Raw genomic sequence first — 22,500 nt, forward strand, 5'->3', positions numbered from 1 at the left:
TCCTGTCTAATCGCCGGGCTGTTCGCTGTCGTATCCGGGACGCGCGACCGCCAACCGGCGCCGTACCAGGGCGCGCAGGCACGCGGTGACCTGGTCGGCTTGCCCGTCCAACTCGCCGGAGCGTATCGCGGCGGCCAACCGTTCCTCGTCGGGAAAGCCCAGGCCGGCCAGTGCCGCGCGGGATTGCGCCTCGCTGTCGTCGAGCAATTCGCGTTCGACGATGCGCAGCGCGTTGGCGGCGACGCGGGCGTGGAAGTTGACCTGTCCTTCGGTCGCCCCGCGCACGTCGCTTTCCAGGAATTCGGCGACGGCGGCCACGAGTTCGGCGGCCCGCGGGCGGCCGTACGCGCTGGTCATGCCCGGCCCTCTAGCAGGTTGAGCAGGTCCCACTCGGTCTCGCAGACCCGACGGCCGATGGTGGCCAACTCGACCGAGCGGTGTTGCCCGCTCAGGTGGCGTTCGGCCTGGAAGCGGCAGATGACGCCCCAGCGCAAGGTGGCCAGCACCAGCCACCAGTGAAACGCCACCCGGTCGACGCTAGTCCCACTCGCCTGCTCGTAGGCCCCTAGGAAGCTCTCGATGCTGCCCAGGCCGCCGGCGCCGAGGCCGGCTGGGGCGCCGAATCGCCAGGCCCGGATGCAGAACCAGGCCAGGTCTTCGTACGCCTGCCCGACGTGTACGAGTTCCCAGTCCAGCACCGCGGCAAGGTCGGATCCGTCGACGATGAGGTTGCCCATCCGAAAATCGCCGTGCACCAACACCGCGGCCGACGATGGGGGGCGGTGGGCGGTCAGCCAGCGAAACCCCCATTCGAAGGTTGCGGTGGTGTCGCCCATGTCGTCGAGGCGTTGGCGCCATTCGGCGAGTTGGTCCTCCTGGGTCAGGTCGGGAATGTCCGGGTCGGCGCGGTGAATGGCGGCCGCCGCCTGCGCGCACTGCTGCAGCAATCGCGTGCGGGCCGCGTGTCCGCCGGAGCGCTCGAGCTGACGCTGGATGCGCCGCACGATGGTCTCGCCCTTGATCTCGTCACAGATCAGGAACGGATTGCCCAGTGTGGCAGCCGAATTGTCGGCGATCAACACGTGGGGGACCGGGGCCCCGGCGGCGCGCGCGGCGGCCTGCGTCCTGGCTTCCAGCTCCATGCCGGCATGCACGTCGTCGGGTGGGCCGGTGCGCAGGATCAGCGCGCGACGCCGCGTGTCGGTGACGGCCTCGAACGCCCAGGTGGTCCTGCTGGCGCCACCGGTCAACGCCCGCAAGTTCTCGACCGCGGTGTCGGCGCCGAGGGCCGCCGTGAGCACCCCGGCCAGTTTGGTGGCCAACTCCGCTGACTCGACGACGTCCATCATTTGTTGCCGAACTTGAACAGCCGCTGCGCCACCCGGCGAATCTGGATTTCCTCGGCGCCCTCGGTGATCCGGTAGCGGCGGTGGTGGCGATAGATGTGTTCGAACGGCTCGTGGCGGCTGTAGCCGAGGCCGCCGAAGATCTGCATGGCGCGGTCGGCGGCGTCGCACACCAGCCGGTTGGCGCGGTAGTTCGCCATCGACACCTTGTCCGAGACCTCCATGTGGTGGTCGCGGTCGAGATGCCAGGCGGCGTAGTGCACCAGCAGGCGCACCATCTGCGCTTCCGTCGCCAATTCGGCCAGCGGCCACTGGACGGCCTGGTTGACCGACAGCGGCTTGCCGAACACCGTTCGGGTGCCGGCGTATTCGGCGGCGCGGTCGATGCAGTACTGCGCCGCGCCCAGGCTGCTGGCGGCTTGCCGAATTCTATTCTCGTGCAGAAAGGTTTGTGCGACCTCCAGCCCGCGGTCCACCTCGCCGAGCACCGCGTCGGCGGGAACTCGCACATCGGCGAGCTCGACCTCGCCGTGGTCGGTCGGCATGTTGAATGTCCACCAGTAGTAGGGAACGTTGAATCCGGGCGTGTTCGTCGGCACCAGAAACGCGGTGATGCCCCGGGCGCTGCCGGCTTCCCCGGAGGTGCGGGCGAAGACCAGGTCGTGAGTCGCGCGGTGCACGCCCGTGTTGAACCGCTTGGAGCCGTTGATCACCCAGCTGTCGCCGTCGCGTTCGGCGTGTGTTTCCAGCCAGGTGGCATCCGAACCGTGGTCGGGCTCGGTCAGCCCGAATGCCATGGAGCGTTCCCCGGTGATCAACGCCTCCGACCACACCTTGCGCTGCTCCTCGGTGCCGAACCGCTCCATCATGATCACCTGCGGGAAGTTGCCGACGATCGACGACTCGTTCTGCAGGTCGTTGTGCAGACCAAGGCCCTTGTGCGCCAGGTGTTCCCGGATGATCGCCATGTCGACGTTGCTGCCGTCGCGGCCGCCGAGCGAGGCCGGCAGTCCGTACCGCAGCCAGCCTGCCTTGTCGGCTCGTCGGCGCATCTCCGAGAGCAGGTCCTCCCACTCGCGCGTCGGGATGCCGCCGTTGTCCCAATCGGTGCGCGCGTGCTCGCGGCGCTGGTCGAAGTACTGGATGTTCTCACGTTCCAGCGGCTTGATCTCGGTCTCGATGAACTCGTCGATCTCGGCGAGCACGCCCGGGAGGTGTTCTGGCAGGGTGAAATCCACGGCTATCTCCTCGCGATTCTCGCGTTACGCACCATAGAGGGTCTTCTTCCACACCGTCGACAGCGTGGCGATCGCGTCCTCGTCGCTCATCTGGATTCCGAGACCCGACTGCCCGACGAAGACGGTGGTGAAGTTCTCGAACAACAGCGCGATGGCCGCCGCCGTGTGTTGCGGGTTGAGCTCGGCGCCGTAACCCTGCTCCTGCGCGCGCCGAACCGAAGCCGCCACGATGTCCACGCCGAAGCGGCGGAACTCGTTCTGCACGGCCGCGAACCGCCGTTGGGTGGCGGCCAGCTGGGCCACGGCGATCATGATGCCGATGTTCTGCTTGAACATGTTCCAGTAGCCGGTGACCACCGAGGTGAAAAAGGCGTCGTCGTCGGGAGAATCCGGCAGGTGGACGCTCAGCCCCGACGGCCTCACCACCTCGTGCAGGAACGATTCCGCGAGGCCCGCCAGCAGGTCTTCCTTGTCGGCGAAGTATCGGTAGAACACCGCCGGTGATTTCCCCGCGGCCGACGTGATGTCGGCCAGGGTGGTGCCGTGAAAACCACGTTCGGCAAACAATTTTCGGGCGGCCTGTTCGATGGCCTGCCTGGTCTGGCGGCCCTTCGTGGTCAGGTTCTCGGTCGGCATCAGTCCCGGATCCGGTCGCCGGCGCGTAACAGGGCGCTCGGCAGGTCATGACTTACCAGGGATTTCGCCACGTCGGCCGCGGCGATGGCGGCCCGCAGGTCGACGTCGACGTCGATGCCGCTGTCGCTCAACAGGTACACCAGATCCTCGGTGGCGATGTTGCCGGTGGCGCCCGGCGCGAAGGGGCAGCCGCCCAGCCCGCCGACCGAGGCGTCGAGCCGGGTGACGCCGGAGCTGACCGCGGCGTAGGCGCTGGCCAGTCCGGAGCCGCGGGTGTTGTGGAAGTGCCCGCCCAGCGGCATGTCGCCGATCACCGGAAACAGTTGCGCGATAAGCGAACTCACCCGGCCCGGAGTGGTGGTGCCGATGGTGTCGGCGATGGACAGGCGGTCGGCCCCACGCTTGCGGGCGGCCGCCGCGATTTCGAGCACCCGCTGGGGCGGGGTGGGGCCTTCGAAGGGTGAGTCCCAAGCGGTGGCGATGACCACTTCGACGGTGACCGGACGACCGGGGCCGTCGTGCGCGATGGCGACGATCTCGTCGATCGCCCCGGTGGCCTCGGCGCTGGTGCGTCCGACGTTGGCCTTGCTGAAGGTGTCGTCGGCGGCCACCACGTACTCGATGGAGCGCAATCCCGCGGCGACGGCCCGCTTGGCACCGTTGGGACTGGCCACCAGGGCCGAGAATTCGATGTCGGGGTAGTCCTGCAGATGGGCGGCCAGTTCGGCGGCATCGGCCATCGACGGCACCTTCGTCGGGGAGACGAACGCGGTGACCTCGACCTCGCGGACCCCGGTGGCCGCTACCGCGGCCAGCAGTTCCAGCTTGGCCGACAACGGGATTGGCGTTTCGATCTGCAGACCGTCGCGCAGGGCCACCTCGCGGATGTCGACGTGGGCGGTCATAGCACCTCCTGTGAGCGCAGCTCCTCGAGCTGCTCGGCGGTCTTGCCCAGCAACCCGATGAAGACGTCGTCATTGTGCTGGCCCGGTCGCGCGGGGCCGGCGTGGCGCAGGCGGCCCGGTGATTCCGAGAGCAGCGGCACGATGCCCGGGCCCAGCACGTTGCGCTGCAAACGCTCGTCGTAGTGCTCGATCAGCATGTCGCGGGCGCGCAGTTGCGGGTCGTTGACCACCTCGGCCACCGTGTTGATCGGGCCGGCGATCACCCCTGCGGCGGAGAGGGTTTCGATGATGTCACCGGGCTGGCGTTCGGCCGCCCAGGCGCCGATGATGTTGTCGAGTGCGTCCTGGTTGCGGCCCCGCGCGACGTGTGTGACGAACCGGTCGTCGGTGGCCAGCTCGGGGCGGCCCATCGCCTTGCACAGCCGGGCGAATACGGTGTCCTGGTTGGCGGCGATCACCACCCACGAGCCGTCGGCGCTGCGGTAGATGTTCGATGGCGCGATGCCGTCGAGCCGGGTGCCCGACGGTCCGCGCACCACTTTGCCGACGTCGTAATCGGGAATGGTGGATTCCTGCACGGCCAAACATGATTCGGTCAGCGCGACGTCGACCACCTGGCCGCGTCCGGTGATGCTGCGCCGGTAAAGCGCGGCCAGCGCGCCCTGGGCGCCGAACATGCCGGCCAGGCTGTCACCGAGCGAGAGCGCCAACCGGGGCGGCGGCCCGCCGGGGAAACCGTTGAGGTGCCGCAATCCGCTGGCCGCTTCGGCGACCGAGGCGTAGCCGGCCTTGGAGGCGTCCGGTCCGGTCTGGCCGTAGCCGGATACCCGCACCAGGATGATGCCCGGATTGCGTTCGCTGAGCACGTCATAGCCCAGGTTCCATTTTTCCAGTGTGCCGGGGCGGAAGTTCTCCACCACGATGTCGGATTTCTCGACGAGCTCACAGAACAGCTCACGCCCACGCGGGTGGCGCAGGTCCAGGGTGATCGCCTTCTTGTTGCGCGCATGCACCGTCCAGAAGACATGCTGCCCGTCGAGTTCGGCCTGGCCCCAGGTGCGCAGCGGGTCCGGGGCCGTCGGCAGTTCCACCTTGATCACCTCGGCGCCCATGTCGCCGAGGAGCCGGCCGGCGAAGGGACCGGCGATCAACGTGCCCAGTTCGAGCACCCGAATGCCGTCCAGGGCGCCGGCGGACGTCATTCGGCGCTCGCGAAGTCGTGCCGCACCAGCCAGTCGGTGACGATGGTGACGGCGGCCCGTAGTGCGTCCCGCTGGTCGGGGCCCGCGTAATAGTGTGTCGCGCCAGGGATTTCGTGCATTTCCTTGTCCTCGTGTCCGATGGCCTGGAACAGCCGGCGGGTATGACTGGGTGTGCAGGCGTCATCGGCAAGGTTACCGATGACCAACGCCGGGATCGCGATGTCGGGCCCGCAGGCGACCGCGTCGCCGCGCGCGTCGTCATAGCTCCATTGCGACAGCCAGCCGCGCAGGGTGCAGAACCGGGCCAGCCCGACGGGGCTCATGTTCACCACCTGAGGATCCCCCAGGTAGCAGGTGCCCGGGGCGCGTTCGTTGGGATCGACGGTCGGGTCCAGCCAGCGCGGGTCGGCCATGGTGCCGTGCACGACGAAGCCGAACTCGTCGTCGGGCCGCCCGGCGGCGGCCAGCTCGGCCAGCTTGTCCCTGACCCATGCGGTGATGCGGCGGTTGCGATCGATTTGCGCCTGCCGGTAGCGCTGCAGGAATTCTTGGCTGTAGGGCGGCTGATTGGGGTTGTCGGGGTTGTACAGGTCCAGCTCGGGATCGCGCCTGGTGGGGTCGGATTCGTCGAAGATCGACGCGTCCAGCCATTCGGTCAGGGTGCCGTGCCGGCTGATGTGCGCGGCGAGCAGCATGATGCCGTCGGCGGCCGGCAGGTCGAGTTTGGTCAGGTCGGGGCCGTCACCGGTCGGGCTGCACGTGATGGTCGGATTCTGCGCCTGCTGCTGGTAGAACACCGAGAGCGAACCGCCGCCGCTCCATCCGGCCAGCACCACCTTGGAATAGCCCAGTCGTTTCTTCGCGTCCTTGACGCACTCGCCGAGATCCTCGACCACCTTTTCCATCAGCAACGCCGAGTCGGTGCCGCGGAAGCGGCTGTTGCAATAGATGACGTGATGGCCGGCCCGGGCCAGCGCGCCCGTCATCGGCAGGTAGGCGCCCCCGCCGATCGGGTGCATGAACACCAGCACGGTGTCCGACGGCTTGTCCTTCGGCTTGAGCAGGTAGCTCTCCAGCACGGTGATCTCGGCCAGGCCACCGTAGACGTCGCGCACCCCGGAATTGTTCTGGAACGCAACGAGATAGGGGATTCGGTCGTATTCATGCTTCATCAGTGCTGTCCTAGGTCGTGGGCCAGTACTTCGGCCGACGGGGTCAGCCGGCGCCGGGTGTCGATGGCGATCACCTGCCAGTCGGCGCGGGAGTAGTCGTCGAATTTGCGTCGCGCCCGTTCCCGGGCCTTCTCCGGTGCGCCGTGGTGAACGCCTTGTGGCGCATGCGAAATCAAGCCGGGCGGCATCGGGATTCCGTACAGCGAACCGCCATGAAAGAAGGCGATCTCGTCGTAGTCGACGTTGCGGTGATACCACGGGGTGCGTTCGGTACCCGGAACACCTTCGGCGGGCTTGGGCAGGAAATTCATCACGTAGACGCCGGTGGCCTGCATGAACAGGTGCACGGTCGGGGGCAGGTGGACGCTGTCGGAGGTGACCACGTTGTAGTCGGCGATGTTGAAGGTGAACGCGAAGTTGTCGCCACGCCAGCCCTCGACGTCCAGCGGATTGTGTTGGTAGAACAGCGTTGTCGGGCCGCCCTGGTGGATTAGCCGGACCTCGAACTCGCCGCCGGTTGCGTCCTCGTCGGCCGGCGCCGGTTCCGGGATGACGACCTGGGACGGGTCGAACGGGAAGTGGCGGCCCAGCGCGCCGGGCGGCGGCACCCGAAACTCGTCGTTGGCCTCGATCATCAGCATCGTCGTGGCGCTGTCGGGGAGCTGGCGCCAGGTGCAGGCCTTCGGGATGTACAGCCAGTCGCCCTTCCGATAGCGCAGCGGCCCGAATTCGGTCTCGGCCAGGCCGCCGCCCTCGTGGACGAAGCACAGCAGATCCCCGTCGACATGACGGACGAAGAACGGCATCGGCTCTAGACGTCGGCTCAACAGAATTCGGCAGTCGTCGTTGCCGAACATCAGCAGTGGCCCACCACCCGCTTCGGCGGCGTCGCTGGGCTTGAGTTCGCTGGACAGCACGTCGATGGGGCGCAGCGGGCCGACCGATCGATAGGCGGTGGGATCATGCCGCCGGTAAAGATTGGCGGTGCGGCCGGTGAATCCGCCCCGGCCCAACTCGTCGTCCTTGAGGCCGTCGAGGTCGGCGTGCAGGCGGCGCGGTGTTCGGCCTGTTCGCAGGTGCACAAAGGATTCCATGGACGGCCCCTCCGCCGGGGATCAGCCGGCCGGCGATCAATACTACAAAACTGAAAGTGACATTACTTTCTCTTTTTGGCCCACACAAGGGGCCATCTTCGCCGCTGTCGCTTAGAAGCGGACAACGGTCGAGTGCCATGCGCCCAGACCGCTGTGGCGACTGGGACCAGATGCGGCGTCTAACCGCGAACGCGCAGCACGACCTTTCCCTTGGCGCTGCGGTTCTCCAGGGAGGCGACCGCGGTCGCGGCCTGCTCCAGCGGGTAAGCGACCGGCTCGGGCGGGGCAAGCTCCCCGGAGGTAAGCAATCGTTCGAGACCGGCCCACTGCTCGGCCAGCGCGCCCGGATGGGTTCCGGTCCACGCCCCCCAGCCCACACCGACCACGTCAACATTGTTGAGCAGCAACCGGTTTACCTTGACGGTGGGAATCTCGCCGCCGGTGAAACCGACCACCAGCAGCCGACCGCCGGGCGTCAGCGACCGCAGGGAATCGGTGAACCGGTCGCCGCCGACCGGGTCGACGACGATGTCGACGCCACGGCCGTGGGTCAACTCCTTCACCGCGTCCTTGAACCCGTCGGCGAGCACTACATCCGTCGCCCCGGCCGCCGTGGCGATGTCGGCCTTGTCCTGCGTGCTGACCACCGCGATGGTGCGTGACGCGCCCAGCGCCGGCGCCAGCCGCAGCGCCGAAGTTCCGATGCCGCCGGCCGCGCCGTGCACCAGAACCGACTCGCCACGCTGCAGCCGGCCCCGCACGGTCAGCGCGAAATACACCGTGAGGTCGTTGAACAGCAGGCCGGCGCCCGCCTCGAAGCTCACATTGTCGGGCAGTTTGAACACCCGGTCCGGGGCCAACACCGCGACCTCGGCCATGCCGCCGGACAGCATCGTGAGTCCGACCACCCGGTCGCCGGCACTCACGTCCGCGCCCTCGGGTGCCGACCGGACCACGCCGGCGATCTCGGCGCCGAGCACGAACGGCAATTCCGGGCGGTACTGGTAGAGGCCGCGGGTGAGCAGGGCGTCCGGAAAAGCCACCCCGGCGGCGTGTACGTCGACGACGACCCCGTCGCCCGTCGGTTCGTCGATGTCGGTCAGCTCGACCGCGTCTGGACCATCGAGCCGAGTCACCTGTACCGCGCGCATGCCACCAGAGCCTACTAACCGCTCAGAACCCGCCGGCCACCCGCACCACCGCCCGGCCGGAGAATTTGCCGGCGCGCACCTGGTCGATCACGCCGACGACGTCCTGCACGTCGACGTCGCTGACCAGAGCGTCCAGGTGGCGTGGCCGCAGCGAATCGCCGAGCCGGCCCCACAATTCGCGTCGCGGGCCGATCGGCATCAGCACCGAGTCCATGCCCAGCAGCGCGACGCCGCGCAGGATGAACGGCAACACCGTGGTGTGCAGGGCCGGGCCGCCGGTGAGGCCGCTGACCGCCGCCGCGCCGCCGTAGTCGACGGTGCTGAGCACGTCGGCCAGCGTCGCGCCGCCCACGCAATCGACCCCACCGGCCCAGCGTGCCTTGCCGAGCGGCCGTGGCTTGGCGTCGGGGTCGGCGGGCAGCCGGCCGATAACCTCTGCGGCGCAAAGGTTTTTCAGCCGGTCGGCGGCCTCCGCCTTGCCGGTGGAGGCGACCACCTGGTACCCGGCGGCCGCCAGCAGGTCGACGCTGACAGAGCCAACGCCGCCGGTGGCCCCGGTGACGACGATGGGACCGGCGTCGGGCGCGATGCCCCAGTCGATCAGTGCCTACCTGATGAGCACGTGGGACGAGGGCGTGCCCTACGACATCCCGCACGAGAATCTCTACGGCCTGGCGTGGAATCCGATGACTGTCATCTCGGTGCTAAAGCGCATCGAAGGTGCGGCCGCTGCGAAACGGGTTGGGACCGATGCATTTTCTCCTGTCTTCGCTCAGTTACTGCCGATGGCGTTTCCGAATGCCGAGCTAGTCGACGGCGAGTTGGCGATGCGCGCGGCGCGCCGAGTCAAGACCCCCGAAGAAATGGTGGCGCTGCGTGAAGCCATCCAGGTGGCCGAGACGGCGCTAGCGACGACCGTGGCCGAGCTGCGTCCGGGTGTCAGCGAGACGGTGCTGGCCGGTGTCTTGTTGGAAGCGATGACGGCCGGTGGGGTGAGCACCCCGGCGACGCAGGACGTCGCGTGGGTGACGTCGCGGGAGCATCCGTGGCGGCCGGGGCAACACCGACGGGCGGATTGAGCCCGGGGAACCCTTGACCAGATCCGCCGTCTGGGCAAAATCTTCCGGTGTCGCCGGCGCAGTCGATACGCTTTGGATCGGTTTGCAGATGTCGATCGCGATGATGTCGGCGCCCTCCTGCGCCAACCGCACCGCGTGACTACGGCCTGACCGCTCGCCGCGCCGGTGATGAACGCTACCTGTCCTTCGACCCGTGCGGCCATCAGTACCTCACTTTTCATCGTTGAGCTTCAGACCTGCTGCCGTTCAGCGGAGCATAGCCGGCATCGATTCCCAACCCCGCACCGTTGACGTCGGCGAGAGTTTGGCGTTAGTCAGGTCAACGTCCCACTCCGGGAAGCGCTTCAAGACTTCCTCGAGTGCGATCCGACCCGCCAGCCGGGCCAACGCCGCACCGAGGCAGAAATGAATCCCGACACTGAATGTCAGGTGCTGGCGGGCCTCGCGGTGGATGTCGAAAACGTCGCCGTCCGGCGGGAATTGGCGATGGTCGCGGTTAGCGGCGCCGACCAGCAGCATCATGATGCTGCCCGCCGGCACTGTCTGGCGGTAGTAGTCGACGTCGCGGGTGACATACGTGGCCAGGTGGGGAGCCGGTGGCTGGCAGCGTAAGAGTGCTTCAATGGCCTGCGGAATCAATGACTTGTCTGCGGCTAGTTGGCGACGCTGCTCTGGATGTTCAGCCAGCACCTTGCCCATCGAGCCGATCAGCCGGGCGGTGGTCTCGTCGCCCGCGCCAGCGACCAGGCCCGCATAGGCGAGCAGTTCGTTGCGCGTCAGGCGGCGCGTGGTGCCGGTCTCATCCTCGAATTCGACGTTCAACAGCTCGGTCATGATGTCATTTGACGGGTGCTCGGCTCGCCAGTCGATGTATCTGGCGAATACTTCGCCGGCGTCAATGCCTTCGGCGGCGACGTCATCGATTGGCCGGCCTCGGTGCGCAGGTTGGCGTCCCAGCGATCTCGGACGGCTTGCTGGTCGTCGTCAGGCATACCTAGCAACATGCCGATCACCCGCATCGGCATCTGCGCGCCGAGGTCCGCGACGAAGTCGGACCGGTCGGCGTCGATCAGCGGATCCAAGCACTGAGCGCAGAATTCGCGGATCTTGGGTTCCAGCTCACTGATCTTGCGCGGCGTGAACATCCGGCCAAGCAACTTGCGGCGCGCGCGAACTTCCGTCCAGTCGACACGAACGTCCCGTCGGAGCGAGCCAGCGAGGCTTGATGAGCAGCCCGGCAGGCCAGGTCAATACCAAAAATCAGCTCCACGCAACTCCTTTCGTCGCGATCGACAGGGTCGGTCCCCAGTCCGACGGGCGTAGCCCAGACATTCCCGAAGCAGAAGTCCGCTATTTAAGCATCTCCAAGCCCCAAACAGGGACACCGGCCGGCTTAGGGCACGTGCTCGCGGACGACCACTCAAGAATCAGGAACCCCGGGGGTTCCAGTCGGTGGCCGCGGTCGCGCGAGCACACACCAAACCTCAATGTCGGTGGTGTGCTGTAGGAACAGGGTTATGAATCTGGCGATGTGGGCTGAGCGCCACGGTGTTGCGCGGGTGAGTGCGTCGCGCCGTCGCCGGCAGCGTGATGACAGTGCAGCTATCAACCTCGCACGCTACGAGGACATTGTTTGCGTCGTCTGCCCAGTTGAGGCCTCCGTCAAGCGTGGAGCCGACCGTAAGACCCGCCCGAGCCGGCCTGGTGGCCGTGAACCGCGGAAGGGAACCGGCCGGCGAACAACGCCGAGACGGGGTGCGAGTCGCATGATCACTAAAGATCACCCACTCGCGACGGTGCCGCATTGGGGCCAGATCCGATCTGGTCGGCATCCAAATCATCGCCGGGCTCTGGAACCTCAAAACCCGCAATCAATTATGGGCCAACTCTCCTAGCGAGTTGTTGCTCGATGACCTGCGGCTGCCTGTCGAGCGTCGTGTCGGCGAGGAGGGCAACGCTCGAGCTGACTGACCGTACGCGTGCTTGCGGAGCACTGTAATTACAGATACTGTCAAGCGTTATACAAGATCGTGCCCCTGGGCGTATGGATTCGGCGGTGAGCAGTCAGTGATTGCTGAAGACCGTGGCTACTCGGGAAGGCGATATCGCCATCAAGGACATGCTCGGTGCGCTGACCCGAGCCCGTAGTTGCCGCAACCATGAGGCCCCTGTGAGGCGGAAGAGCCGATGTGAATTAGGAGAGGGCGGATGCCAGAGCTTGATGGGAGGGTCGCTGTCGTTACGGGGGCAGCGAGTGGGATCGGCGCCGCGACGGCGCGCGCGTTGGCTGAGGCAGGCGCGCGCGTTGCTGTTGTCGACGTCAACGGTGTGAGAGCCGAGGAGGTTGCCGCGGCGTTGACGCAGAGCGGAGCGCAGGTGATCGCAGTCTGCGCTGACGTCAGTGACGAGGAGCAGGTCGCGGGCGTTGTCGCGCGAACCGTACGTGAACTGGGAGCGCCGGATATCCTGCACAACAACGCGGCAGCCGTCGCGCCGGAGCACCTGGCCCGCGATGGAATGATCCACGACCTCGACCTGGAGGTGTGGGAGCGGACGATGGCCGTCAATCTGCGCGGCTATTTCCTTTGCACGAAGCACGCCTTGCCACACATGATCGAGGGCGGCGGCGGTGTGATCGTCAACACGACGTCGGTCGGGGGAATATTCGGAGATGGTGGGCGTCCGAGCTATGGCACGTCGAAGGCCGGCATCATCGGCTTCACGCGTAATGTGGCAACGCAATACGGGAAACACGGAGTCCGGTGCGTGGCGGTTGCTCCGGGAATAATCATGACGCCCGCGGCATCGAGCGTGCCCGAGGAGTTCGTCACGATGATGCTCCGCCACCAGCTGACATCACAACTCGGCGCGCCGGAAGACGTTGCCAACGTGGTGGCCTTCCTCGCCTCCGACCGCGCCCGCTTGATCACAGGCGTCACGATCCCACTCGACGGCGGATTGAGTGTGCATGGGCCGCAGTGGGCCGACGAGGCGGCGCTGCTTGCCGAGTTGGCGCCAGCAGGGAGCTGACAGTGCAGACCCCGCAGCGTGGCGTTGCGCGACTGCTCGCGGGAGGCGCCGGCGATCGCGTCCAAGACAGGAGGGTGAGATGACCGGGGCAGTGCTGTCATGACGTGGCTGCCGATGACCGTGGATGGGCGGAACGAGCGCGATGTGGTGCTGGGTGTGCATCCGGAGGTGTACGCGCGGCATCGGGAATTTCTCAAAGCATGCGCGGCGGCCATCGATCCGGACCTGCTCGCGCTGTGTAAGGCACGAATCGCGCAAATGCTGCATTGCCGTGAGGAGCTCGCCTTGCACAGCCCCGATCTGCTCGCCGAGCTCAAGTCGTGGGAGCGATCGTCGTCGTTCACTGCGTTGCAGCGCACCGTGTTCGAATTCGTCGAACAGTTCGTCATCGACCCGTCAATGATAAGCCGCGAACTCGTTACCAGTCTGGAGCGCGAGTTGGGAACGTCCGGGGTCATCAACTTCACGACCGTCATCACGGGATACGAGGCCTCGCTCAGGCTGTCGACGTTGCTCGACCTGGAGCCGGCCCCATGACGACTCCGAAGATCAATGTCCGGCCGGTCGCACCGGGCGAGGACGCGGCCCTATACCTCAACTCGCTGACCGACCAGCGCCTCATCGGCACGTATATGGACTTCTACGTCGCCGCGCTAAGGCTCGCGCCCCAGGATCCCGATCTGATCGAACTGCTCCGGATCCGCAACGGTGTTGCGCAGTCCTGCAAATACTGTTTGAGCGTGCGGACCGAGTCCGCAAGCAACCTCGCCGACGACATCGAGCACACCGTGGTGCGGTTCGAGCAGAGCGACCTTCCCGAGCGGCAAAAAGCGGCGCTGCGGCTGGCCGCGGCCTTTCTCGAGATGCCCTCGGAGCTAACGCAAAAGGCGCGGGACGACGCGCTCAAGTATTTCTCCCCCGAAGAGGTCGTGGGCCTCATGTTCAGGCTCACCTCGTTCCTGGTCAACAAGCCCCGCGCCGCACTCGGAATCGACGGCGCACTCGACCCGGAGCGGCTGACCACGCTGGGTTCCGGCGACGTCGGCAAGTTCATTCCGCAGGCCCGACCAGGCGGGGAATGAGTCTGTTAAAGGCGCATGCCGCGCTGGCCGGCAAGACCGCCGTAGTCGTGGGCGGTGCCGGGGGAATCCTCGGGCGGGCGGTGACGCTGGGACTGGCCGGGGCCGGTGTTCGGATTGCTGCCTGTGACATCGACGAGCAAGCGGTGCACCTGATCGTCCCGGAGGTCGAGGCGCTCGGTTCGCAGATACTGTCGATGCACACCGACGTGGCCGATGTGGAGGCATTCGATCGCTTCTATGACCGGGTAGCGGCTGAGTTCGACCGGCTCGACATCGTGGTCAACCTGGTCGGCGGGGTTGCGCGCAATTTCTTTCTGGAGACCACGCGCGAGCAGAACACGCGCGACATCCGCTTGAACTACGGCTATGTCATCGACAGTGTCCGGCGCGCGGTTCCGCTCATCCGCGCGGGCGGAGCGGGCGGCAGCATTATCAACTTCACCACGATCGAGGCGCACCGCGGTGCCGCGACATTCGCCGTTTACGCGGGCGCGAAGGCCGCAACGACGAACTTCAGCCGCGCGATGGCACTCGAACTGGGCGCCGACAAGATCCGCGTCAACCTGATCGCGCCCGATACCAACCCGGCGAAGGGATCCAATGCTGCGCTGTATCCGGAAGACCTCGCAAGGCTCGCCGATCTCGGTGACGAATACGACGACATCTTCGCGGAAGCGTTCAACATGTACGTCCCGCTGAAGCAGGCGCCGACGGTCGACGACATTGTCAACGGGGTGTTGTTCCTGGCCAGCGACCTGTCTCGTTCGATCACCGGCACGACGCTGCACATCGACGGCGGCACCAGCGCCGGCTTGGGTTTCCTGGACTGGCCGCACGGGGACGGCTTCATGCCAGCTCCACTGGGCGGAACCCTCAAGCGCTTGTTCTCGGGGAACGGCTGATCACCGTGTTGCGGTGGGCGCAATATCGCAAAGTGAAGGGGTAAGCATGAGCGATGAGACTGCAGCGGCGATCCGAGCGGACCGACACGATTGGGTAGCGCGGCACCGCGAGATGTATCTGATGTCAGCAGGAAAACACGGCCACATCATGGACCTAACAGATACCGGTGGGCGTGCGCTGACGGCGCACTGCCTACTTCGGACCAAAGGCCGCCGTTCCGGCCAGGTTTACGTCAACGCATTGATCTATGGAATCGTCGCGGGGGAAGTCGTGGTCGTCGCATCGAAAGGTGGTGCCGACCGCCATCCCGACTGGTACCTCAACGTGCGCGAGATGTATGACCTCGAGTTCCAGATCGCGACACAAGCATTCCGCGCCAGCTGGCGCGAGCCTGAAGGCACTGAGCGGAAGACAATTTGGAATTTCATGGTCGGTGTATATCCGCCATACGCGAGTTACCAGGCTTCTACGGTCCGAGAAATTCCGCTCGTGATGATGCAAGCACTCGAACCGGTCGAGGTGTTCGGTGCCATAGGTGATTCCGCGTCAGAACCGAGCGGCTGTCACTGATTTGTAGCTTGGGTATCGCAGGTGGGTCATTGTATTGCCATTGACAGTATATCAAATTACAGAATAAAATGCTGCATTCACACAACGGGGTAGTGGCTATGCCCTCAGGTCGCTACCAGGTACGGCCTTCACGACGCCGATGGTGACTGCCGAACGGATTGCAGCCCGTCCACGGGGTTGCTCAGCACAGTTAGGGAACGGAAATGCATCCCCGCTATCCCAATGTCTTCAGTCCAATACGGGTCGGACCTGTTGAACTACCCAACCGCTACTACTTCGCGCCACACGGGCTGCCACTCACCGTCGGAGGTGCCCCGTCCAACGATCTCGTCGCCTACTGCACCGAACGGGTAAAGGACGGCGGCTGCGGCCTGGTGATCCTGAGCTGCACCGCGCATCAGCGGGGACGTGATTACCAGCCATGTCCGTATCCGGAGGACAGCATTCCGGCTTTCGGCGCACTTGCCGATGCGGTGCATCGGGCGGGAGGCAAGATTTTCGCCCAGATCTGGTATCACTGGCTCGGTGCAGGCGTCTGGCAGCCGCTGGCACCGCGGGCGCCGTCGTTTAGCGCGTCGGTGTCGCAATTCGCTTTCGGCGGGTTGAGCGGCGCGACCCGCTCGGCCACGCGCGAGGAAATCGCGATGATGGTCGGCGCGCATCGGCAATCGACGGTGCATCTGCGCCAAGCCGGTTTCGACGGAGTCGAGGTGCATGCCTCGCATTCCAGCATGATCGAACAATTCGTGTCGCCGTATTTCAACCGCCGCACCGACGAATACGGTGGCCCGCTGGCAAATCGACTGCGGCTGCTGATGGAAACGCTGGAGACGGTCCGTGAAGCGGCCGGCGCGGGCATCGCGGTTGGCATGCGGTTTAACTGTGACGAGCTGATCGAGGGCGGCTACCACGCCTCCGACGCGCATGAGGCGGTTCGGTGGATCTGCGAGCGGGGCCTGGTCGATTTTGTCGACCTCGACGTCGCGATGGAGCCGCTGCAGCTGAAGTACGGCATGCCGTCGGTCTTTGTCGAAGAGTTCTTTTATCGGCCTTTCGTCGAGAAGGTACGCGGCGCGGTGGGCGATGTGCCGGTGTTGAGCGTGCTTGGCCGGGTGACCCGGATGGCCGACGCCGAAGCCGCGATCGCTTCTGGCGTGTGCGATGTGGTCGGTTCGGCGCGTGAGCTAATCGCTGAGCCGCAATTCGTCAAGCATGCCCGCGAGGGCACCGAAGACCAGGGGCGCATTTGCATCGCCTGCAACTGGTGCCTTGGCGGGATGGCTTATGGCGCGTTCGGTTGTTCAATCAATCCGGCGAGCTATCGCGAACGGATCTGGGGCGTGGATACATTCACGTCGGCGGTGACACCATCGACGGTCCTAGTGGTCGGTGGCGGGCCGGGCGGGTTGGAGGCGGCTCGGGTGGCTGCGCGCCGGGGCCACGCTGTCACACTGATCGAAGCGCGCCCGCAGCTCGGCGGGGCGCTGGAGTTGTGGGCGCGGCTACCAGGGCGCGAGTTCTACCGTCACGCGATCGACTGGTGGGAACGCGAGCTTGTCCGTCTGGGAGTCACCGTCCGCAAAAGCAACCCGGCGACAGCCGGTGAGGTGCTAGCGCTTTCGCCCGATGCGGTCGTCGTGGCCACCGGTGCTGAATTCAGCCGCACTGGTCGCAGCGGCTTCGTCGACCGGGAGATTCCCGGTACGGACAAATCGCATGTGTGTTGTCCCGAAGACATCTTGCTCGGCCGTGTGCACCCATCGGGCAAGGTCGTGGTGGTGGACGGGGAGGGCACCCATGCGAGCACTGGCGTGGCTGAGCTACTCGGCCGCCGCGGCGCCGAAGTGATCCTGCTGTCCGCCAATTACGCGCCCTTTTCGAACCGCGAGCTGATGAGCTTCGAAGGGGAAATGATCGCCAAGCGGATGGCCGAGGCCCATGTCACCTTCCAGCCGGCAACCTGGGTGCGCAGTATCGGGGATCGTGAACTGGAGGTCTTCGACGTCAACAGTGCGAGCGAGTCGGTGATCGCCGACGTGCAGACAGTCGTTTTGGCCACCGGCCGCATCCCGCTGGACACGATTTCGCGCGAGCTGGACGGCAACATCGCGCAGCTTTTCACCATCGGGGATGCGCTTAGCGTCCGGCAGTTGGCCACGGCCACCTATGAGGCGCAGAAATTCGCCCGGTTGATCGGCGAGCCCGATGCTCCGAAAAACGTTGCTGCGGCTTATTTTGCAGCCGACGACCCCAGCATTTACCCGGCCCCCGCGGGCTGACGGAAATTATGGACACCGCAAGCCGACTGAACAGAGTCCAGGCAATGTTCGCTGGCCTCATGGGCTTGGTGGTGTCAGAGCCGATGAGACGAGAGGAGATGCCAGCGCATGCGGTTGACCCCGTTACCACCCGATCAGTGGGATGAGCAGGCGCGTGAGGCGTTGGCCAGCGTGGTTTCCGCCGAACGGATTTCGGGGGTCGGCGTGGGCAATCTGATGGCGACGCTGGTTCGCCATCCGATGTTGACGCGGGCCTATCTGCCGTTTGGCTTCTACCTACAGCGGGATTCGACACTGCCGCCGCGAGTGCGCGAGATGGTGATCTTGCGCGTGGCGCACCGTACGGAGTGTGAGTACGAATGGGCCCATCACGTGGGGCTGGGCCGCCAGGTCGGACTATCTGATGCAGAGATCGCAGCGGCTACCGCGGATCACGGGGACGGTGTAGCGGCTGCGGCGCTGCGGGCAGTTGATGAACTCCTGGCCGGATTTTGCGTGTCGGACGACACCTGGACAGCCTTAGCCGACCACCTCGATGAGCGTCAACGCATGGACCTGATTTTCACGATTGGCGGCTATCTGCTTCTCGCGGCCGGAATAAACACTTTTGGAGTCCAACCCGAAGGCCAGAACTGGCGAAACGCCGCCCATGACCTCGACGATAGGTAGAAGTTGGGCTGCAACGATCGTAAACCCCGCTGTGTAACTAGCGATTTGGAATCGGCCCGAGCCAGAAGAGGACCAGAAGAGGAGAAGCCATGGCACCACGCACTGCGGTGGTCACCGGCGGCGCGTCCGGCATCGGCGCGGCCATCGCCGAACGGCTACGCAACGACGGATATGGGGTTGCGACCTTCGATGTGAGGCCGGACGGCACCGAACTCTGCTACGCCGTTGACGTGACCGACCGGGCCCAGATCGATGCGGCCCTGGCGAAGGTACGCCCACAACTCGGCCCCGTTACCGTCTTGGTCAACGCCGCCGGCACCGAGGGGTTTGTCGCCTTCCATGACCTTGACTTCGCGGAATGGCAACGGGTGGTCGACGTCAACCTCAACGGCGTATTTCACTGTGTGCAAGCGGTGCTGCCCGACATGCTGACCGCCGGGTGGGGGCGAATCGTCAACATCTCCTCATCGAGCACACATTCGGGCACCCCGATGCGGGCCCACTACGTGGCGGCGAAATCTGCCGTCAACGGTCTGACCAAAGTGCTCGCCCTCGAATACGGCCCGCACGGCATCACCGTCAACGCCGTCCCACCCGGGTTCATCGACACCCCCATGCTGCGAAACGCTAAGCGGCGCGGCGATTTCGGCCACGTCAGCATCGACGATCTCATCGGGGCTACCCCCGTGCGACGAATTGGGCGGCCGGAAGACATCGCCGCCACCTGCGGCTTCCTCGTCTCCGAGGACGCTGGCTATATCACCGGACAGATCATCGGCGTCAACGGAGGACGGGCGACATAAAGCACCGGGCCCGAGTTTGGGCGGCGGAGCATTGAGGAGGTTCGCTGGGGCAGTTGGGACGGACCGGCCATTTGGTCCGGATAAATAGATCAAGCCGCGGCTCCAGTCATGCGCCGCGGTTGCCCATCGCTGACTGCGCCCATAATCGTGAAATGTAGCGCTCTGCCAAATGATTGGCAACGCATCAGCCGCTTGACACAGTGTCAGCACTGCCCGAATATAGACTACATCACATAAGAGCAAAATTGTCCGGACAATAATTGGGCCACGTTTGGTCGCCGAGTTCGCGCCAGAAGGGAGCCGACAGTGCCGACCCCTCAGCTCGATGTCGACTTCCGTGATCCTGCGCTGGCGGTCGACCCGTTCCCGATGCTCGAGGAGATCCGTGCCGCAGGGCGTGTCGTGTGGAACGGATCGGCCCACGCCTGGATGGTTCCGGGGTATGACGACTGTACGGCTGTGCTGACGGACACCCATACGGTCCAGTTCAGCGTGCCCGGTGCGCTGCGACCCGACGTGTATTTCTGGTTCGAGGCGCCGGCGATCAGCATCACCGAAGGCGCAGATCACCGTCGCCTTCGTGGCCCCATGGCCCGCCACTTCGCCGCCACGTCGATGCAGCGCGACTGGGAGCCTCGCGTCCGCGGCATCGTCGACCAGCTGCTCAGGCCACTGGTCGACGGTCGTGACCACTTCGACATCGACGATTTCACCAGGATCCCGGTGATCGTCGTCGCCGAGCTGCTGGGCGTGCCCGAGGACCGACACGACGACTTCCGGCGCTGGTCGAATGTCCTTGTTGGCAACGTCGCGTTCGGGAACGAAGCGCCCGAGGCCCACCGCGCGATGGAGGCTGTCGTCGCCGAAGCGAAGAATTACCTAAGCGAAGAGATCGCGCGCCACCGTCGCGAGCGACCCGATGACCTGCTTACCGTCATGGTCGACGTTGCCGATTGGAGCGATGCCGAAATCCGGGCGGTCGCGTTGAACCTCCTGCTCGCGGGCTATGACACGACTGCCAAGCTTTTGGGGCTAGCCCTGGTCGCCCTCGAGCAGCATCCCGCGCAACGCCGCCAACTCGTCGAAGACCCGTCTTTGATTCCCAGCGCAGTCGAGGAGGTGCTGCGCTGGCAAAGCCCCACGCAGGCGATCGTGCGCGTCGTCGTCCGGGACACCGAGCTGGCGGGAACGCGCTTCGAGAAGGGCGACGTGATCTACGCGATGCTCGGTGCCGCCAACCGCGACCCAAGCCGCTGGCCGGACCCGCAACGCTTTGACATCGGCCGCGAGCTCAAGGCGCACCTGGCCTTCACGACGGGCAGGCACGTCTGTATCGGTGCCGCCCTCGCACGGCTGGAAGCCCGCGTGGCACTGGAAGCACTGCTGGCCACCGCCCCCGAGTACCGGCTACACGACATCGATTACGGAGACGCATTTTTCGCCCGCGGGCCCGTGGGGGGCGTCATCAACGTCGGCGTTCCGGCGACGACCTAGCGACAGAAATCTTCAACCAAAGAGGTAGCCGTGACTTTACGACCGCAGGAGTTCGAAGGTCGCCGCATTCTCGGCTCTTCGCTCAACAGCCAACGTCACGAAACCGCCTGGGAAGGAACGGTATCGAAGCAATCCGTTCGCGCTGGAATGTTGGCGGGGCTTTCATAACAGGCGGTGGAGCTGGGATTCACGCTGTGGCGATCTATAGCGTCTGGCTTCGATGGGTTCGTTAAGCCGCCGAAAGGGTGGCGGGAGGAAGGAAGCGCGGATGGCCTCGTTTGTGGAACATGATGGGCGGCCGGCAACGAAATTGCGGACCAGGGATATGACGCCTCGCATCGCAACCGAGATCCGGGCGGACAAGCAGACGCTTCTAAGCGGCGGCCATGCCGGCGTGATTCGCGAGTTGCTCGAGCAAAGGGGCGTGCTGGTGTTTCCGCAGATTGGCTTGACCGATGAGGAGCAGGTCGCGTTTACCCAGACGCTGGGCACGATCGCGCGTGAAGTCAGCGGGGAGGAGGTATACAACGTCACTTTAGATCCCAAGGTCAGCCGAACCGCCGACTATCTCAAGGGATCGCTGTACTGGCATATCGACGGCACGATGAGCAAAGTACCGATCCTGGCCTCGCTGTTGTCGAGCAAGGTAGCGCCACAAGGTGGCGGCGATACCGAGTTCTGCAACACCTATGCCGCATATGAGGATCTGTCGGATGAGGACAAGCGCCAGATCGGGTCGTTACGCGTGATGCACTCGGCGTGGAACACGCTGTTTTACTACGACCCGGAACCAGGTATCGAGGTGCTGCGCCGCATGATGGCGATCGGCGACCAGGAGTTGCCACTGGTATGGACTCACCGCTCGGGTCGTAAGTCTCTGGTCCTAGGTGCCACCGCTCGCCATATCGTCGACATGGAGTTCAAGAAGAGCGCTGAACTGCTTGTGCGGCTTCGTGATTGGGCGACTCGTCCGCCGTTTGTGTACCGTCACAAATGGTCGGTCGGCGACCTGGTGATCTGGGACAACACCGGAACGATGCACCGCGCCACACCGTATGACCCGAACTCCGGACGGTTATTGCACCGGACCAAACTTCAGGGCGAGGAACCCTTCGCCTGATCACCAGATACGGGAGTTCAGAATCATGAGCAGATTCCCGAGTGCGGCGATCGCGGAAGCTGTCCGTGCGAGGGCTCTCTGCGTCCATCGCGGAAGACATAAGCAAGTTGAGAGCGCGTTCGTACCGTTGTTGTGCACAAAGATGGGGGATGGATCGATGGCAGAACTGAGAGTTTCCCATGTCGGCCTGTGCGTCGCGGACCTGACGACGTCGCTGCGCTTCTACACCGAGGGGCTCGGCTTCGAGGTTGCCGAAACGTACGGCGCCGGAGAAGAAGTGGCTGCAGCAGCCGAGATCACCGGCGGCGCGCAACTAACCTCGCAGATGATCACTAAGGACGGTTTGCGGCTCGAGCTGATGTGGTGGGCCGAACCCGGCTGCATCGGCGCTCCGTCGACCAGACGCAATCAAGTCGGTCTGACCCATCTGTCGTTCGAAGTCGATGACCTGCCCGGCGCCGAAGCTCGACTGGTCGTACACGGGGCAAAAGTCATTGAATCGACCCGGACATGCGTCAGAAACGCGGACGTCGGCTACGACTTGGTTTTTTTGACCGACCCCGACGGAAACCGGATCGAGCTGATCCAGTGGATCAGCTCGGCTGAAAACACCGACACCCGAAGCCGCTCGGCGCACACCTCCCGAAGTGCTCGAGGATGAGAAAGTGCTCTTCGATCGCTAGTGCTACCGGGCGATGAGAGAATTCAAGTAATTGAGGAGCGAAAG

20 protein-coding genes and 5 pseudogenes are annotated in these 22,500 nt (G+C 65.2%); 13 read left to right on the plus strand and 12 right to left on the minus strand.

Annotation, left to right across the window (positions count from 1 at the left end; genetic code table 11):
• Positions 1-6: 6 nt before the first annotated feature.
• The 10 genes and pseudogenes from BST14_RS30525 to BST14_RS05310 form a co-directional block, all read right to left on the minus strand.
• The gene (locus BST14_RS30525; protein ID WP_142279276.1) at positions 7-357 is read right to left on the minus strand and encodes a DUF6285 domain-containing protein; all 351 of its coding nucleotides are present in this window, start codon (positions 355-357) and stop codon (positions 7-9) included.
• Entirely contained in the window at positions 354-1,349 is a 996-nt protein-coding gene (locus tag BST14_RS05270; RefSeq protein ID WP_438502131.1) for a phosphotransferase family protein, read from the minus strand. Before BST14_RS05270 ends, BST14_RS30525 begins: the two co-directional genes overlap by 4 nt.
• A complete protein-coding gene (locus tag BST14_RS05275; RefSeq protein WP_083063528.1) occupies positions 1,346-2,584 on the minus strand; it encodes an acyl-CoA dehydrogenase family protein in 1,239 nt (412 codons plus the stop codon). Before BST14_RS05275 ends, BST14_RS05270 begins: the two co-directional genes overlap by 4 nt.
• A 24-nt stretch (positions 2,585-2,608) precedes the next feature.
• Positions 2,609-3,220 (minus strand): TetR/AcrR family transcriptional regulator, encoded by a 612-nt coding sequence (locus BST14_RS05280; RefSeq protein WP_083063529.1) that lies wholly within the window; start codon positions 3,218-3,220, stop codon positions 2,609-2,611.
• Entirely contained in the window at positions 3,220-4,125 is a 906-nt protein-coding gene (locus BST14_RS05285; RefSeq protein ID WP_083063530.1) for a hydroxymethylglutaryl-CoA lyase, read from the minus strand. Before BST14_RS05285 ends, BST14_RS05280 begins: the two co-directional genes overlap by 1 nt.
• Complete coding sequence (locus BST14_RS05290) at positions 4,122-5,327, minus strand: CaiB/BaiF CoA transferase family protein (protein WP_083063531.1); 1,206 nt, start codon at positions 5,325-5,327, stop codon at positions 4,122-4,124. The genes BST14_RS05285 and BST14_RS05290 overlap by 4 nt, the downstream gene beginning before the upstream one ends.
• A complete protein-coding gene (locus BST14_RS05295) occupies positions 5,324-6,499 on the minus strand; it encodes an alpha/beta hydrolase family protein (protein ID WP_083063532.1) in 1,176 nt (391 codons plus the stop codon). Before BST14_RS05295 ends, BST14_RS05290 begins: the two co-directional genes overlap by 4 nt.
• Entirely contained in the window at positions 6,499-7,593 is a 1,095-nt protein-coding gene (locus tag BST14_RS05300) for a homogentisate 1,2-dioxygenase (protein WP_083063533.1), read from the minus strand. The genes BST14_RS05295 and BST14_RS05300 overlap by 1 nt, the downstream gene beginning before the upstream one ends.
• 179 nt (positions 7,594-7,772) lie before the next feature.
• Positions 7,773-8,744 (minus strand): NADPH:quinone oxidoreductase family protein, encoded by a 972-nt coding sequence (locus BST14_RS05305; protein ID WP_083063534.1) that lies wholly within the window; start codon positions 8,742-8,744, stop codon positions 7,773-7,775.
• A gap of 22 nt (positions 8,745-8,766) precedes the next feature.
• Positions 8,767-9,351 (minus strand): annotated as a pseudogene (locus BST14_RS05310) (zinc-binding dehydrogenase); the annotation flags it as partial.
• A 4-nt stretch (positions 9,352-9,355) separates the two neighbouring features.
• On the opposite strand from BST14_RS05310, the pseudogene BST14_RS05315 reads away from it, so the two are divergent.
• Positions 9,356-9,831, plus strand: a pseudogene (locus BST14_RS05315) (M24 family metallopeptidase); the annotation flags it as partial.
• Position 9,832: 1 nt separating this feature from the next.
• Here BST14_RS05315 and BST14_RS30755 read toward each other — a convergent pair.
• Positions 9,833-10,026, minus strand: a pseudogene (locus tag BST14_RS30755) (SDR family mycofactocin-dependent oxidoreductase); the annotation flags it as partial.
• A 43-nt stretch (positions 10,027-10,069) separates the two neighbouring features.
• Positions 10,070-10,986 (minus strand): annotated as a pseudogene (locus BST14_RS05325) (cytochrome P450); the annotation flags it as partial.
• A gap of 369 nt (positions 10,987-11,355) precedes the next feature.
• Between BST14_RS05325 and BST14_RS05330 the strand changes: the two are divergent.
• The 12 genes and pseudogenes from BST14_RS05330 to BST14_RS05385 all read left to right on the plus strand — a co-directional run.
• Positions 11,356-11,580, plus strand: a pseudogene (locus tag BST14_RS05330) (IS607 family element RNA-guided endonuclease TnpB); the annotation flags it as partial.
• 451 nt (positions 11,581-12,031) lie between these two features.
• Positions 12,032-12,853, plus strand: coding sequence for an SDR family NAD(P)-dependent oxidoreductase (locus BST14_RS05335; protein WP_083063535.1), 822 nt, complete (start codon positions 12,032-12,034; stop codon positions 12,851-12,853).
• Between the two features lie 99 nt (positions 12,854-12,952).
• Positions 12,953-13,390 (plus strand): carboxymuconolactone decarboxylase family protein, encoded by a 438-nt coding sequence (locus tag BST14_RS05340; protein ID WP_083063536.1) that lies wholly within the window; start codon positions 12,953-12,955, stop codon positions 13,388-13,390.
• Positions 13,387-13,935 carry a carboxymuconolactone decarboxylase family protein gene (locus BST14_RS05345; protein ID WP_083063537.1) on the plus strand — a complete coding sequence of 183 codons (549 nt, stop codon included), beginning with the start codon at positions 13,387-13,389 and terminating at the stop codon, positions 13,933-13,935. The genes BST14_RS05340 and BST14_RS05345 overlap by 4 nt, the downstream gene beginning before the upstream one ends.
• Entirely contained in the window at positions 13,932-14,837 is a 906-nt protein-coding gene (locus BST14_RS05350) for an SDR family NAD(P)-dependent oxidoreductase (RefSeq protein WP_083063538.1), read from the plus strand. Before BST14_RS05345 ends, BST14_RS05350 begins: the two co-directional genes overlap by 4 nt.
• 46 nt (positions 14,838-14,883) lie before the next feature.
• The gene (locus BST14_RS05355; protein ID WP_083063539.1) at positions 14,884-15,408 is read left to right on the plus strand and encodes a nitroreductase/quinone reductase family protein; all 525 of its coding nucleotides are present in this window, start codon (positions 14,884-14,886) and stop codon (positions 15,406-15,408) included.
• 203 nt (positions 15,409-15,611) lie between these two features.
• The gene (locus BST14_RS05360; protein WP_083063540.1) at positions 15,612-17,687 is read left to right on the plus strand and encodes an oxidoreductase; all 2,076 of its coding nucleotides are present in this window, start codon (positions 15,612-15,614) and stop codon (positions 17,685-17,687) included.
• Positions 17,688-17,795: 108 nt separating this feature from the next.
• Positions 17,796-18,356 carry a carboxymuconolactone decarboxylase family protein gene (locus BST14_RS05365; protein ID WP_083063541.1) on the plus strand — a complete coding sequence of 187 codons (561 nt, stop codon included), beginning with the start codon at positions 17,796-17,798 and terminating at the stop codon, positions 18,354-18,356.
• A gap of 89 nt (positions 18,357-18,445) precedes the next feature.
• Entirely contained in the window at positions 18,446-19,159 is a 714-nt protein-coding gene (locus BST14_RS05370; protein WP_083063542.1) for an SDR family NAD(P)-dependent oxidoreductase, read from the plus strand.
• Between the two features lie 306 nt (positions 19,160-19,465).
• Complete coding sequence (locus BST14_RS05375; RefSeq protein ID WP_083063543.1) at positions 19,466-20,653, plus strand: cytochrome P450; 1,188 nt, start codon at positions 19,466-19,468, stop codon at positions 20,651-20,653.
• Between the two features lie 268 nt (positions 20,654-20,921).
• Entirely contained in the window at positions 20,922-21,773 is an 852-nt protein-coding gene (locus BST14_RS05380) for a TauD/TfdA dioxygenase family protein (protein ID WP_083063544.1), read from the plus strand.
• A gap of 142 nt (positions 21,774-21,915) precedes the next feature.
• Positions 21,916-22,434, plus strand: coding sequence for a VOC family protein (locus BST14_RS05385; RefSeq protein ID WP_083063545.1), 519 nt, complete (start codon positions 21,916-21,918; stop codon positions 22,432-22,434).
• Positions 22,435-22,500: the final 66 nt, after the last annotated feature.

The organism is Mycobacterium arosiense ATCC BAA-1401 = DSM 45069 (assembly GCF_002086125.1).
GTDB classification, from domain to species: domain Bacteria; phylum Actinomycetota; class Actinomycetes; order Mycobacteriales; family Mycobacteriaceae; genus Mycobacterium; species Mycobacterium arosiense.

What these genes read in the sequence shown, in the direction of transcription:
- BST14_RS05270 (WP_438502131.1), bottom strand. Translation starts at nt 1,349, where the DNA reads ATGATGGACGTCGTCGAGTCAGCGGAGTTGGCCACCAAACTGGCCGGG.
- BST14_RS05355 (WP_083063539.1), top strand. Translation starts at nt 14,884, where the DNA reads ATGAGCGATGAGACTGCAGCGGCGATCCGAGCGGACCGACACGATTGG.
- BST14_RS05365 (WP_083063541.1), top strand. Translation starts at nt 17,796, where the DNA reads ATGCGGTTGACCCCGTTACCACCCGATCAGTGGGATGAGCAGGCGCGT.
- BST14_RS05360 (WP_083063540.1), top strand. Translation starts at nt 15,612, where the DNA reads ATGCATCCCCGCTATCCCAATGTCTTCAGTCCAATACGGGTCGGACCT.
- BST14_RS05385 (WP_083063545.1), top strand. Translation starts at nt 21,916, where the DNA reads ATGGGGGATGGATCGATGGCAGAACTGAGAGTTTCCCATGTCGGCCTG.
- BST14_RS05305 (WP_083063534.1), bottom strand. Translation starts at nt 8,744, where the DNA reads ATGCGCGCGGTACAGGTGACTCGGCTCGATGGTCCAGACGCGGTCGAG.
- BST14_RS05380 (WP_083063544.1), top strand. Translation starts at nt 20,922, where the DNA reads ATGGCCTCGTTTGTGGAACATGATGGGCGGCCGGCAACGAAATTGCGG.
- BST14_RS05340 (WP_083063536.1), top strand. Translation starts at nt 12,953, where the DNA reads ATGACGTGGCTGCCGATGACCGTGGATGGGCGGAACGAGCGCGATGTG.
- BST14_RS05290 (WP_083063531.1), bottom strand. Translation starts at nt 5,327, where the DNA reads ATGACGTCCGCCGGCGCCCTGGACGGCATTCGGGTGCTCGAACTGGGC.
- BST14_RS05350 (WP_083063538.1), top strand. Translation starts at nt 13,932, where the DNA reads ATGAGTCTGTTAAAGGCGCATGCCGCGCTGGCCGGCAAGACCGCCGTA.
- BST14_RS05295 (WP_083063532.1), bottom strand. Translation starts at nt 6,499, where the DNA reads ATGAAGCATGAATACGACCGAATCCCCTATCTCGTTGCGTTCCAGAAC.
- BST14_RS05300 (WP_083063533.1), bottom strand. Translation starts at nt 7,593, where the DNA reads ATGGAATCCTTTGTGCACCTGCGAACAGGCCGAACACCGCGCCGCCTG.
- BST14_RS30525 (WP_142279276.1), bottom strand. Translation starts at nt 357, where the DNA reads ATGACCAGCGCGTACGGCCGCCCGCGGGCCGCCGAACTCGTGGCCGCC.
- BST14_RS05280 (WP_083063529.1), bottom strand. Translation starts at nt 3,220, where the DNA reads ATGCCGACCGAGAACCTGACCACGAAGGGCCGCCAGACCAGGCAGGCC.
- BST14_RS05345 (WP_083063537.1), top strand. Translation starts at nt 13,387, where the DNA reads ATGACGACTCCGAAGATCAATGTCCGGCCGGTCGCACCGGGCGAGGAC.
- BST14_RS05285 (WP_083063530.1), bottom strand. Translation starts at nt 4,125, where the DNA reads ATGACCGCCCACGTCGACATCCGCGAGGTGGCCCTGCGCGACGGTCTG.
- BST14_RS05335 (WP_083063535.1), top strand. Translation starts at nt 12,032, where the DNA reads ATGCCAGAGCTTGATGGGAGGGTCGCTGTCGTTACGGGGGCAGCGAGT.
- BST14_RS05370 (WP_083063542.1), top strand. Translation starts at nt 18,446, where the DNA reads ATGGCACCACGCACTGCGGTGGTCACCGGCGGCGCGTCCGGCATCGGC.